General features: G+C 41.7%; 10 protein-coding genes. 3 read left to right on the top strand and 7 right to left on the bottom strand.

The window, feature by feature from the left end:
• Positions 1-2 precede the first annotated feature (2 nt).
• Positions 3-1304, top strand: coding sequence for a FemAB family XrtA/PEP-CTERM system-associated protein (locus AAGC78_RS09280; protein WP_435783788.1), 1302 nt, complete (start codon positions 3-5; stop codon positions 1302-1304).
• Here the strand turns inward: AAGC78_RS09280 and AAGC78_RS09275 are convergent.
• From AAGC78_RS09275 to AAGC78_RS09245, 7 genes are all read right to left on the bottom strand, one after another.
• Positions 1301-2314, bottom strand: a complete 1014-nt coding sequence (locus AAGC78_RS09275; RefSeq protein ID WP_435783787.1) for a GNAT family N-acetyltransferase — start codon at positions 2312-2314, stop codon at positions 1301-1303. The two genes, AAGC78_RS09280 and AAGC78_RS09275, sit on opposite strands and share 4 nt — an antisense overlap.
• Before the next feature lie 75 nt (positions 2315-2389).
• The gene (locus tag AAGC78_RS09270) at positions 2390-5020 is read right to left on the bottom strand and encodes a tetratricopeptide repeat protein (RefSeq protein WP_435783786.1); all 2631 of its coding nucleotides are present in this window, start codon (positions 5018-5020) and stop codon (positions 2390-2392) included.
• Positions 5021-5085: 65 nt separating this feature from the next.
• Positions 5086-6384 carry a hypothetical protein gene (locus tag AAGC78_RS09265; RefSeq protein WP_435783785.1) on the bottom strand — a complete coding sequence of 433 codons (1299 nt, stop codon included), beginning with the start codon at positions 6382-6384 and terminating at the stop codon, positions 5086-5088.
• Positions 6385-6399: 15 nt separating this feature from the next.
• Entirely contained in the window at positions 6400-7185 is a 786-nt protein-coding gene (locus AAGC78_RS09260; RefSeq protein WP_435783784.1) for a tyrosine-protein kinase family protein, read from the bottom strand.
• Between the two features lie 25 nt (positions 7186-7210).
• The gene (locus tag AAGC78_RS09255; RefSeq protein ID WP_435783783.1) at positions 7211-8728 is read right to left on the bottom strand and encodes an XrtA system polysaccharide chain length determinant; all 1518 of its coding nucleotides are present in this window, start codon (positions 8726-8728) and stop codon (positions 7211-7213) included.
• A gap of 45 nt (positions 8729-8773) precedes the next feature.
• Complete coding sequence (locus tag AAGC78_RS09250) at positions 8774-9391, bottom strand: XrtA/PEP-CTERM system exopolysaccharide export protein (RefSeq protein WP_435783782.1); 618 nt, start codon at positions 9389-9391, stop codon at positions 8774-8776.
• A 72-nt stretch (positions 9392-9463) separates the two neighbouring features.
• Complete coding sequence (locus AAGC78_RS09245) at positions 9464-10876, bottom strand: TIGR03013 family XrtA/PEP-CTERM system glycosyltransferase (RefSeq protein ID WP_435783781.1); 1413 nt, start codon at positions 10874-10876, stop codon at positions 9464-9466.
• A gap of 209 nt (positions 10877-11085) precedes the next feature.
• On the opposite strand from AAGC78_RS09245, the gene AAGC78_RS09240 reads away from it, so the two are divergent.
• Both AAGC78_RS09240 and AAGC78_RS09235 read left to right on the top strand, forming a co-directional pair.
• Entirely contained in the window at positions 11086-12360 is a 1275-nt protein-coding gene (locus AAGC78_RS09240) for a nucleotide sugar dehydrogenase (RefSeq protein ID WP_435783780.1), read from the top strand.
• A gap of 1 nt (position 12361) precedes the next feature.
• Complete coding sequence (locus AAGC78_RS09235) at positions 12362-13372, top strand: NAD-dependent epimerase (protein ID WP_435783779.1); 1011 nt, start codon at positions 12362-12364, stop codon at positions 13370-13372.
• The last annotated feature ends 5 nt before the right edge of the window (positions 13373-13377 follow it).

Here is a 13377-nt window from a genome sequence, read left to right as displayed (position 1 = left end):
TTATGAAATCCACACCAGAGCAAATGACTAATGAGCTCAAATCACTGAGAATACAAAAAGGTATTATCTCTGGAAAATTTAAAACATTACTTAAAGACTCAAGTGAACATTTGCAACAATTAGAATTGATGAAGCAAATTTCATTAAAAATTAAGTTACTCGAAGCAAATATCAAAGATACAGTAACCGAAGGTAAAAACACAGACAATCCTTCCCCTCTACCAAGAAAGACCCCATTTGGGCACCTTGGTGATCTACCAGATTGGAACAATGAAATCACCATAACAACCGAAGCATTTCGTTCAGTAAGCGAATGGCCAAGATTAATACAAAATAGCAAAATATCTTTACCAAGCCATGATGCAGCATGGATAGATGTGATTGAAAAAAGTTTCGGCCATAACTCTTTAATCATTTGTGCCCGCTCTGCATCCGGTGAGTTAATTGGCGGAATACCTCTTGTTGTTTTTTCTTCACCATTATTCGGAAAATTCGCTGTGTCCATACCATTCCTAAACTACGGCGGAATGGTCAGTTACTATAAAGATGTTTCTAAAAAGCTGATGAATTCAGTTGAAAGTGTGCGCAAAGAATTGGATTTGAAACACGTTGAGGTACGAAGCATATATGAAGGGCTTGGCGACAGCTTTTCAACTAAAAAAGTGTCTATGATTTTGCAACTACCTACTGATGACAACCAGCTTGAGAAAACTCTCGGAAGCAAATTGCGAGCACAATATAAAAAGGCGGAGGAATTTAATCCCAGTTTTAAAATTGGTAAACAAGATCTCCTTGAGGACTTTTACTCAGTATTCGCGCGCAATATGCGTGATTTGGGAACACCGGTGTATTCAAAAAGCTGGTTTGGAAATATTCTAAAAGATCCTCGACTAGATTCGAATATTATTGTTGTATATGTAAAAAACAAACCAGTTTCATGCGGCTTTTTAGTGAGGCACGAATCACTGATGGAGATTCCATGGGCTTCAACTATTAAATCAGCCAACAAGTACAATACTAATATGTGGATGTATCGAAAAATACTTTCATTTTCGATTGAACAAGAATGTAAATATTTTGATTTTGGTCGTTCGACCGTTAATGCGGGAACTTATAAATTCAAAAAGCAATGGGGAGCAGAGCCGCATCAAAATTATTGGTATCATTTTTTATCACAAAGCGATCGAAAACCAGAAATTAACCCGGACAACCCAAGACTAAGAATTTTTATCGCATTGTGGAAATGGCTTCCAATATGGATAGCCAATATAATTGGCCCACAAATAATAAAGGGTATTCCTTAAAGAATAGAGTCCATCTTATTTTTTGCAAAATAAAGCGCTTTTAGAATCGGGCTTTGAACAATCATTAGGCTAACCAACTCGGCGCTATGAGTTGCAAGCGACTTTTTATAATTAGAATTTTTCCCGTTACCCGCCATAAAGTCATAATATTCTGCATCAGAATTAAATGCCTTCTCAAGCTGAAGCCCGAAATGCAATGTTCCGAGCGAGGTTCCTTTTTGAAAATCCTCAATATATCCAGACTGAATATTATAAATTCTTTTGCGGTATGATAAATCCAATACGGCTGAAACAGCCTTATTATTGCAGTAGACTACAGACAAATCAGGCTCACCACCATCACCAGATATTTTTTGAAGAAAGCGAACAATTTGCTTCAGATTTCTTCCTTTATAGCAAGGCACTCCCCATCGCGCGCAGTGAAATTGGTTAATTATACTTATAAACTCATCCAAATTTGGCCACAAATTTTGTACCCTAACACTCCCAGCTTCATATAATTTTTTTCGTTTGTTAAACAGCTTTAAGCGTGTACTGCCACTTAATGAATTTAAATAGCTTGTAAAGTTAAGTTCTCGCAGATTTACCGCATAAGCAATTGAGTTTTCACGATGAAGAACCGTTAAATTGCGCACACGGGCAGCAGCACATATATTTGAATATTCACACGAATCCAGCAAAATATCGGGGATAAACAACTGATCCCAATTAGAATTACCTATTGAATCAAAAAAATCATCAGGCAATAGATTACCTAGCTGAAAATATTCACTCCTCAAACTTGAACTAACCGTAGTGGATATTCCAGCAGGAAATGAGGTGATAAAACTTTTTCCTAGAAATTTACGCTGTCTATACTGGTAAAAATTTCTTCGGCAATATTTAGCATCAACACTGCCATTGAGAACGCTTATTTCATCCTGATCCGCCCAAGCTTCTTGCCATGCATCAATCCAATGACATGTTGAAAAAAAGCTGGGGTAATTTGAGGGGGGAAAAAAATTAGACATAATGATCTATTTATTTATTGCTGAAAACGAATCACGGGGGTTGCGAACTTTGCATACCCCGTGATTCATCAGGAGCTACTGTCTACTTTTTGCCTCCTTTAGATGATCAAGAATTTCTTTGTTCGCGGGATCCAATTGAGCGGCCCTAGTTAAAAGCTCAATACCTTTAGCCACCTCACCTGTCTCAACTAATATCCACCCATATGTGTCCGCTATAGGAGCTGAATTAGGAGCCATTTCGTACGCTTTTTTTGCATACTCGATCGCTCGCTTATCTTCACGCTCATAGTACAGCCATGCAAGATTATTTAACGCAACAGGCATATTCGGATTGATCTCTACCGATTTTTCATACCAATGCACTGCACTATCAGAATCGTTTTTATTTTGTGCAGCAACAGCCATCATCAACGGGGCAGCCTTACTTGCGGGTAGCTTCTCCATCCACAAGCGAACAAAATCCTCTGCCTTCGTCTGGTCTGCCGTTTTTTGATAGTAACCAAATATTTGCTCAGCAACAGACTCCAACGGCTTAGCATTCCATGAAGCTAAATATAAACGAATCCCCTCTTCGTTATTACCCTCGGCGAATCTTATTAACCCCTGCAAAAATAATCTTTCACCTTCGTTATCCTCGGTCTTTATAAATTGATCGAGCAGCTTTTGTGCTTCCGGAATATTTTTAGCGGCGATTTCTACTTCGATGAGATTACCTAAAAAGCTGGCGTTTTCAGGCATTAATTTCACTGCTCGCATAAGGCTTTCACGAGCTTCTGGTAGCTTATTCTGGCTTCTTAATTGAACCCCATGGAGACGATAGAGATTTGCAGCCAATTGTTTTACATTAGCTCCTTGCTTGCTCCGCTCTAGTGCAATCTCAATGTGCTTAATGCCAGTCGCCAAATCATTTTTAGAAGCATAAATTTGAGCAAGAACAATCGAAGGCTCCCAACGCTGTGAGCTAGCCTCTAACTCTAAAACAAAATCTACTGCTTCCTGATCTCGGTTTAACTTGCGCATTTGCGTAAACCAACGATTGTATCCCACAACCATACCCGGCTCTTCCTTCAATGCAAACTGCCAAGCAGTTACCGCCTTTTGAGCAAGATCTTGAGCTTCATATAATTGAGCCAAACCAGCATACGCTAAATTTTTCTCGCTACTTTCTTTTGCTGAAATCGCTTTTTCAAATTGCTGCTCAGCAACTTTATAGTTCTTTTTTTGCAGCTGATACCAACCGGAGAAAAAGTAACCTCTTGAACTTTGAGGGTTTGCAGTAATCAATGAGGCTATTTCATCCTCCAGCCTCTCACCTTGCTCATTATTTAACAGAGCCTTAAAGTAAGCTTGTTGTATATAAAAATCAGCAGGTTGTTCTTGATAAGCCTTTTGCAACTGGGCTACAGCTTGCTCATTTTGACCTAGCGCCAAATGCCTGTTTGCTAAAGCAATTCGTATGCGCTGCTGCCTTGGATCAATTGCAAGGCTCTTCTCCAAAATGGTTGCACCTTCCGCACTCTTAGTGTCCTTATCAAGAAGCGCCAAACCATAAGTTGCTAATACGGTTGAATTATTCGGTTGGCTTTCCGCTGCCTTCTTCAACAATGCGATAGCATCATCAATTTGGTTATTGCGATATTTAACCAAGGCGGCTGCTTGCAGAATTGACGGGGTTGCCGTTTCAGGATCAACAAATTGGTCAAACAAATCATTGGCCTGTTGATTTGAACCCTGTTGATACTCAATTAAACCAAGTAAGGTTGCGGTATTTTTATCAGCAGGAAATTGCTCTCGCAGTTCGCGCAATATAGATTCAGCCTCTGGATACTTTCCTTGCTGATAAAGTTCCATTGCATCATTGAAACGCTGCTGTGCAGCACTTCCTTCTGGATTGGAGTCGGCAAGCAGCTTCTGGTATGTATAAGCTTCGCTGGTGCGGCCCTGCTGAATTAAAGTATCGGTTAATAGGCTTATCACCTGCCCCTTGCGGCTGCTCATTATGTCGGTATTTTTAAGCAATCCGAGAGCCTTGCTTAGGTACTGCTCTGCTCCATCCAGGTCCTTCAAAATAACACTTATATTCGCTGCAAGAAGTAGCACATCAATATTATTCGGGGCGTCGACAATCGCTTCGTTTAATATGGACCTTGCATTTTCTATATCACCCAAAGAGAGAAGATAATTTGCGCGAACATACTTGGCATCTGAATCAGATCCACCTTTAGCAGAAAATTCTTGCAATGCTAACTCATAACCATCCTTGTTACCCAGATAGATATTAGACATTGCGCTCAACCAGGCTTGACGCTGGCCATCTGCAGATTTTGGCTCATCAGCCGGATAGGTTGTCACCGTGTTTATTGCTGTAAGATATTTTTTGTTTAAAAAATGTGAATTTGCCAGCTCCGTTGAAACAGCAGGTATCTGTTCAACAATTGGATCTAACATACTTTGTGTTGCAGAATAAGCACCTATGTCATTGTATATACGAGCTAGCGCGATATATCCATCTGCGGACGCTGGCAATAGCTGTACTGCATTTTTTGCCTCTATAATCGCAGCTCTATATTGGCCCTGATCTTGGTACACCTTTGCAGAGTTGACATGACGCTGCGCATCTTCCTGATTTTTTTGCTGTTTATCACTGCATGATGCAATACATACACAGAGCAAAAAAAGAGATATACTTTTTGCAATACTATTCATTTTTCCACCAATTTTTCCGTATTATTCCTAATCACACAGTAAGTACCGCACATCTAGTATCGCTGTTAAAACTTGTACCCCAAACCAATGCTATAAATATTTTCCTGGTAGGTACCTTCCGCACGTTCAGATGTTGTTTTTCTGTCCTCGTTGCGGCCCACCAAGCGAATACTCAACCCATTTAAAAACTGATAGGAGTATTCCAAAGAAACGTAATTAAGTGTGTAATCCTTTGCAACTATTTCATTTTTGAAATCTTGTTCTGACCTTGCACCACTCAGCGATACTTTAGCTGCACTTGAAAACGAATATACAAAACGCCCATTTGTATATATGCTCACTGATTTTTCATCTTTCTCAAGATACTCATCTTGATTTGCAGACACTGATAATGCAAAAGCGCAGCGCATACATATGCCACTCGTCTCCCATTTAAGTTCAGCATCTACCCTATCAATTCTATTTATATCCAATGACATACCATCACTGCCAGGCAACGTAACGTTATTATCCAAATTACCATTACCAAATGATGTATCCGTTAATTCGCGCCCCAAAGTTATATCGACCTGATTGTAACCAGATTCATATGTTGCTATGACTTTGTATGCTGGCGCCGTTTGTTTTATGCCATCATCAGGGCCGCTTTCGTTGTAGCCAAGCTCGATACGGTATCTCAATTTGCGGAGTTCAACCGCATAAGCAAGCATCGATGCGCTGAGCCTGTAATCGGCGAGAGGGTAGTTTTCAAATTTTATATTTTGTTGCTGGACGAATGCTTGCAGTAAACTTGTTCTTGATAACGGATGAACCCAACCCAATGAAAAACCTTCGCGCTCCGAATCTTGTAGGTCGTTATCCGGAAAATTAACCTGCACAAGCTGCGCACCTAAAGTTACCACATCCGCATTAAATATCCTTTTGCGAAGCTCAGGAAGCACAGAAATAATTTCCCTTTCTTGTTGATTTGAAGTTAATCCGACTGCATCGGGAGTAACCAATAACATACGCCGAGAATGACTCAGCTCCAGAGCAGCCGGATCGTCCTTTTTCCCAAAATTGACTCGTGAACGCCCATCTACATATCGCTCATCATCTTGAGAGTTTTCAGTAAACTCTTGTGCATTCCACTGATAACTTGCATCTGCATCTACAAGCCAATTCGAATAATCAGCCATCAGGCCAGCTTGATATAAATTTTGTCGCTCTTCTATCGGATCTACTGGTTTTTTTAAGGTGTTGTCTGATACCAAACTTGTAGCCGTCAACGATCCTTTAATCTCATTAGCATTTGCTGGATTCAAACAAACCAAGAATATAGGTATTGAAAGAAAGCGCTTGGTGTAGAATCTTTTTACACTCATGACTCGTCCTTTTCATCAATGATTGAAAACAAGACCGGCAAATTTTTCTTTACCAACTGCATCTACAGCAGATAAGACTTCATCTGTAACTACTTTTCCAAACGGCACAACAAGCAGTGCATGATCACAGTATTTTGCCAAGATTCTTGCTTCGGTTGACTGTTGGATTGAGGGGGCATCAAGCACAATAAATCTATCGGGATACCGTGACTTTATTTCTGCGACTAACACTTCCATTCTTTTTGAATTAAAAAATTCAGCTGCTGACTCACTGGCACCACCAGATGGAATGACTCGCAGCCGTTCAACACCACTTGGATAAATTATATTTTTAAGTGGGACTGTATAATCAGTTAGGTAATTGGACAAACCGGCTTCAAAATCCGATGTCACATATTTATTTACATCGGAGTTATACGGATTACAATCGACAAATAATGCTGTTTTGTGTTGATCCAATGCAAAAGTGGCTGCTAGATTGAAGCTAAAATAGCTTGAAGGAACATCCACAGCAACGGAAGACACCAAGACCACCATATTGTCAGACCGATGCCGGCCTAATAACTTAATACGCACTTCACGAAAAGCGTTAAGCACATCACGCTGACGCATACCGGTGAAAACTATCTTTTTCTCGTAAAGTTCGTCTTGCGTCCAAAGCTGCGGCATTTCCATATTTTTAATTTTTTCGCGCTTACGATGCTCCAACACTGCACTTTTTACCAAGTGGTCGCTAGCCTCAACAAGAGCGTCGACATCTTCCATTAGTTGAGTTAGATTTTTTTCTTTTAGCTTATCCATTGTCTTACCCCGACAAATTGTTTGTTCAGCCTTTGACAATTAGCCAATAGATGACAATTGCGATATAGCAAATCATTCCAACAGCAGCGATTGATGCAATCAGTAGGACGTCCTTTTTGAGTAACCGCTCCCCGATTGGCGACTTGTAGTGTGGAACAACTCCCACAACTTCAATATCCACCGGCAACTGCTTTTGTAAAGCACGAGCAGAACGCACATGAGGATCTACCAAGATAAAAATAACAAGTAATCCCAAAGGACACAGCAAACCTAAAAAAGGACCGGCAATTGCAAAATGTATGAAATGCAATCCAGATGGCTTAAGAGGAAAAGCAGCCGGCTCCTGAATTCGATAAGAGACCCCTTGCCCTTCAATATCAAGCGTCATGGAAACACGAGCGGTTTCCTTACGCTGCAACATTTCCTCATATACCTTTTTGGTAACATCATAATCGCGAGTTAAATCAGAAAGATTTGCCTGGTTTGCTGCAATTCGCTGTTGTCTTGCAAACTCATCTTCTTGCAACGATAGCAGTGACTGCATCCTTCTTTTTTGCGAGCGAAGACTTACATCTGCATCTGCAAGTTGCTTACGTAACTCCTCGTAAAGTGGGTTTTGGACTTTATCAGAACTTCCGTAAACATCACCTGTCGCCTGAATCTTACCAATTGCAACATCCAACTCGTTAATCTGTGTCCTAAGCGAAACCACATCAGGATAGTTTTCTTGATAGCTTAACAACATCTGCTCTAGCTGTGCGGTTAAGGTTTGGCGGCGCTGCTTCATTTCATCTACTTGCCCTTTAGCTTGCAAGTATTGGCCTTCTGAATTCAATTGCTGCTGTATTGTATTAATACGCGATTGCGTCTCCTCGATACTAATCTTGAGACTCTCGATTTCCTGCCTTAGAGCAGCAATACGAGAACTAACTGCATCCTCACTTCCATCAGTATTTTTTGATTTAAATTCTTTTAACTTTTCTTCAGCAGCTTCAAGTTGTTTTTTATAAGTTTGAACTTGCGCATCAATAAAATTATATGCACCTACACTTTCGTCACGTTTGCGCTTTGCTGTATCTTCAATAAATACATTTACTACAGCATTCAATATTTCAAATGATCGGTCTGGATTAGTAGTGGTATAGCTAAGCTGGACATAGTTTTCATTTCGCTCCCGCGCTACGATAACCCCTTCTCGTAACTGCTTAACAAGAATATCTTGTTGATCTTCAGAAATAGCTCCTTTAATCAGACCAGCTTGTCTTGCTGTTTCAAGCATAATCCTTCGTGTGTAAATCACTTCACTGGCTTGCTCAGACCTATCTATTTTGGTTATCTCTGCACGTCCCTTTAACAAGGGTTCGATAATATTGGTCACATCAGCAAACAATACAACTTTTGTCGTATAGCTTTTTGGCCAGACAAGACCAACAACCAAGCACAAAAAAGTTACCGCCAGAAATAACAAAGCACACCAGAATCTAAAACGAATTAACTCTGCGCGCAATGCAGCCAGTAAATCTCTAAGGTATGCTTTATCCATGAACTATCTCAATTGGTGATCCAAAGTGTATTTGACCTGTACTAATTAAAAGCTTCTCTCAGGCACTGTAACTATGTCTGATGGCTGTAGCGAATAATTCGTCCTAACATCACCATCACTAATTAGATCATCCAATCTGATTGGATAAACTTTCAACTCGTCATTTACTTTGCGATACAACTTTGCTTTATTTGCTGAAGCAAACTGATTTGGACCGCCAGCCAATAAAACCAAATCCAATACCGTCATACCTTCGCGATAGGGAATAGATTGGGGATTGGCTACAGCACCAGTAATTCTTACACGACGCTGAAAGTCAGAACTACTCGGATTAACTACAATAACGGTAACTTGTGGGCTTCTAATAAACGTAGTTAAATTTTCAGTTATGTTTTTAGAAAGCTGCTCTGTCGTCAGATCAGAGGCCATAACATCCCCAATCAACGGCATAGATATTTTCCCATCCGGACGCACGGGGACATTGATAGACAACTCGGGATTGCGCCACACATTTACTGCCAACGCGTCACCTACACCTATTTTATACTCTGACAATACAGCAGCGTCAGCTGCTGCAGGTGCTTGAATAACGTTGTTACTACTACAACCAGAAAGGGTTAACAACATCAAAAAAAATGAAGCAATAAAATGGCGATTTTTCATTAAAAGATCCCTCGATAGTTTATCTTGGTCGCGAACACACTAAACACATGCAAAAAATATAAATATTCAAGCTTAATGAACACCTTTTCCCAGCAAAACAATTTCCACTGTTTGGATCATGATTAACATATCCATGAAAAAGCTGTGATTCTTGGTGTAATACAAATCGTATTGCAATTTATTCTTGGCATCCTCAACTGAGGCACCATATGGATATTTTAGTTGTGCCCAGCCCATCAAACCTGGCTTCACTTTATGCCGCATTTCATAGAAAGGTATTTTTTGAGCTAGCTCGATAACAAATTCGGGGCGCTCAGGGCGCGGGCCGATAAAACTCATATGCCCAGCAAACACATTATAAAGCTGCGGAAGCTCATCCAGCCTGGTATTACGAATAAATGAACCTACGCGCGTCACTCGAGAATCATTTTTTTTAGCCCAGACAGCGCCATTTTTTTCGGCGTCTTGACGCATGCTTCGAAATTTATAAATCCTAAATGTTCTTCCGTTAAGACCAACACGAATCTGGTGATATAGCACTGCCCCAGGGCTTTCCAGTTTTACCGCTAAAGCGGTCAACAACATAAATGGCCATAGCAGAATCAAAAATACTGAAGCCAAAGCCAGATCAAACAACCTCTTTGCAAACATGCGGCGCTTCGAGTATTTGAAACCATCAGAAAACAGCATCCACCCCGGCTGCAAAAGGGAGATATCAATCTTACCCAACTCACGCTCACAGAAACTCAAGGAATCACTGGCAGGAATACCGGCAAGCTTACAATCCAGAAACTGGCTCAAAGGAAAAGCGTCGCCACTTGTGCGACGACGCTCATCAGGAGAAATAACGATTTCAGAAATTTGAAACTTTCTGGCAAACATCAACCAGTCTGATGGCTCAGGAATAACTAAAGATGGTTCGACTTTTATGGGCTCATCTGCACTTGGTATGCACCCTACAATATTAACACCCAGCACATTTACGTCAGGAGCCAAATCTGCAAGCAACTTGCTAGCGCGACTACCCGCACCATATACAACCACTCTCCGCTTTAACTGATCAACGTCGACAATTTTTACAAAAATCCAACGAGATACACATACCATGAGCGTCGATAGCAAAACACTCCAAAATATTAAAGATTGCTCTATAAAAGAGCCATCAAGCAATAAATTTATAAAATAGAGAGAGAGGCTACCCAGCAGAAAAAAGCTAACCATGGTACGCAGTACCATGCTGGAAAAACCCTCTCGAATCAGCGCTGTATAAACTCCCATAGAGAGAGTGCAACAACTTAACACCAAAGAGAGCGTAACAATAGGTGACCATTGGTAAGATACGACACCATATGGCTCAAGGGTATCAGTATGAAAGCCAAAATACTGGACAGACCAAGCAACACCAGCAACGATGAACGCATCCACCAGCCCCAAATAAAGGTAGGGTAAATGAATGTAGTGTTTATTCAAGCGAATATAGGACAAACCCGATTCCTTCAAGTTGACATGATAAAAAGTTGAGAGCACCGGATTATATCAAGATTTATGACAATATTTCGATTTATTCCAACCGCAGCCCGAGCCCACCACCGACATAGTCAATTTGTATTTACCCACTCGCATACCATTCAAACTTAAAGCGAATATGGTATTTTAGGCACCCGTTTGAGGATACCTCCCGCTAAGGAATAATCATGTTTGCATCCAACCCAAAGCTCTGTGTGATAGGTCTAGGTTATGTTGGTCTACCACTGGCAGTCGAATTCGGAAAAAAAATTACCACGCTCGGCTTCGACATCAACCAAACCAGGGTGAATGCATTGCGCGAAGGGATTGACCATACTCTGGAATTGACCGCTGAAGATCTACAAGAATCCGACTTGCTTAGCTTCACAACCAATGAAGCCGATATAAAAGGCGCCGACATTTACATAGTCACCGTGCCAACCCCGATTAATAACAGCTATCAACCCGATCTTATCCCTCTGGAAAAAGCTTCAGAATTACTTGGCCGGGTCATCAAGAAAGACTCAATTGTTATTTTTGAATCAACGGTTTACCCCGGGTGCACCGAAGAAATATGCATCCCAATAATCGAACAAACATCCAAACTTATTTTTAATCGGGACTTTTTTGCAGGCTACAGCCCAGAGCGAATTAACCCTGGTGACAAACAGCGCCGTATACACAATATCGTAAAAATCACCTCAGGTTCGACACCCGCTGTCGCAGACTATATCGACGACCTTTATCGCAAAATTGTGGTGGTAGGCACCCACAAAGCAAGCAGCATCAAAGTTGCCGAGGCCGCTAAAGTGATAGAAAACACCCAGCGCGACCTGAACATCGCCCTTGTAAATGAACTAGCCTTGATTTTTCATCGGCTTGGTATCGACACACTTGAAGTCCTTGAGGCAGCAGGAACAAAGTGGAACTTTCTCCCCTTCCGCCCAGGCTTGGTCGGCGGACACTGCATCAGTGTCGACCCCTACTACCTCACCCACAAAGCGCAGCAAGTTGGCTACTACCCCGAAGTTATTCTATCGGGTCGCAGAATCAATAATCGCATGGGATCATTTGTTGCCGACTCAGTCGTGAAAATGATGACTAAGCGCAAAGCCCATGTTGTCGATTCCAACGTGTTAATTATGGGATTAACTTTTAAAGAAAACTGCCCCGACCTTCGCAACACGGGCGTTATCGACATCATTGAGGAAATGCGCAACTACAATACCAACGTCCAAATTTATGATCCCTGGGCGAATGCCGATGAAGCAAAACACGAGTATGGACTAGAACTGATCGACAAGCCGGTTCCGGGCAACTATCAAGCAATTATTATTTGTGTAGCACACGACGCATTTCGAGAATTGGGAGCTGATGGCATTCGTGCGCTGGGAGCGCCCAACCACGTACTATTCGACGTAAAACACATCCTTCCCAAAGAAGCTGTGGATGCTCGCCTGTAACATGAAGATTTTAGTCACAGGGACAGCGGGATTTATCGGTGCAGCACTAGCTCATAAATTGCTCGCGCGCGGCGATGAAGTCATTGGGATAGACAACCTCAACGACTATTACGATGTGAAGCTCAAACAAGCTCGATTGAACCTTTTAACATCTCACCACGGCTTTTTAGAGTCGAGAATAGGACTGGAAGACAAAGCGGCACTCGATAAAATATTCAAAACTCACCGCCCACAGCGAGTAGTTAATCTTGCAGCACAAGCAGGTGTGCGCTACTCGCTGAGCAATCCGCAAGCCTACATCGACTCCAATATCTCAGGTTTCCTGAATATTCTGGAAGCCTGCCGTTATTTCGGTACCGAGCACTTGGTCTACGCATCAAGCAGCTCAGTATACGGCGCAAATACCCGGATGCCTTTTGCAGAAGACGACAATGTGGATCACCCAGTAAGCCTTTATGCTGCAACCAAAAAATCCAACGAGCTGATGGCACATACTTACAGCCATTTATTCAGAATCCCCACCACTGGGCTACGCTTTTTTACAGTCTATGGTCCTTGGGGACGTCCCGATATGGCTCCCATCTTGTTTGCCAACAAAATTGTGCGCGGGGAGCCTATTGATGTTTTCAACTTCGGACAGCATCGGCGCGACTTTACCTATATAGATGATATTGTTGCGGGTATTATTAATAGCTTGGACAACCCGGCTCAACCTAACATCAAATGGAATGGTAGCGCACCAGCCCCATCTAGCTCTTCTGCCCCCTACCGTATATACAATATCGGCTCTAACAATCCCGTCGAGCTACTGCACTTTATTGAGCTAATGGAAGCAGAGCTGGGGAAAAAAGCAATCAAGAATCTCCTGCCCATACAACCAGGCGACGTGCCCGATACCTACGCCAATGTCGATTCACTTGCCAATGCTGTAGATTACAAACCACTGACAACTATCGAAGAGGGTGTGGCAAAATTTATAGAGTGGTATCGCCACTATTATAAGACTCCCTGAATCAC

Source organism: Cellvibrio sp. (assembly GCF_039207905.1).
GTDB lineage: Bacteria > Pseudomonadota > Gammaproteobacteria > Pseudomonadales > Cellvibrionaceae > Cellvibrio.
The sequence above is the reverse complement of the archived record's forward strand: the minus strand, read 5'-3'. Positions and strand labels throughout refer to the sequence as shown.

Bases quoted from the DNA above. Each gene is read 5' to 3' on its own strand.
- AAGC78_RS09280 (WP_435783788.1), top strand. From the start codon at position 3: ATGAAATCCACACCAGAGCAAATGACTAATGAGCTCAAATCACTGAGA.
- AAGC78_RS09275 (WP_435783787.1), bottom strand. From the start codon at position 2,314: ATGTCTAATTTTTTTCCCCCCTCAAATTACCCCAGCTTTTTTTCAACA.
- AAGC78_RS09270 (WP_435783786.1), bottom strand. From the start codon at position 5,020: ATGAATAGTATTGCAAAAAGTATATCTCTTTTTTTGCTCTGTGTATGT.
- AAGC78_RS09265 (WP_435783785.1), bottom strand. From the start codon at position 6,384: ATGAGTGTAAAAAGATTCTACACCAAGCGCTTTCTTTCAATACCTATA.
- AAGC78_RS09260 (WP_435783784.1), bottom strand. From the start codon at position 7,185: ATGGATAAGCTAAAAGAAAAAAATCTAACTCAACTAATGGAAGATGTC.
- AAGC78_RS09255 (WP_435783783.1), bottom strand. From the start codon at position 8,728: ATGGATAAAGCATACCTTAGAGATTTACTGGCTGCATTGCGCGCAGAG.
- AAGC78_RS09250 (WP_435783782.1), bottom strand. From the start codon at position 9,391: ATGAAAAATCGCCATTTTATTGCTTCATTTTTTTTGATGTTGTTAACC.
- AAGC78_RS09240 (WP_435783780.1), top strand. From the start codon at position 11,086: ATGTTTGCATCCAACCCAAAGCTCTGTGTGATAGGTCTAGGTTATGTT.
- AAGC78_RS09235 (WP_435783779.1), top strand. From the start codon at position 12,362: ATGAAGATTTTAGTCACAGGGACAGCGGGATTTATCGGTGCAGCACTA.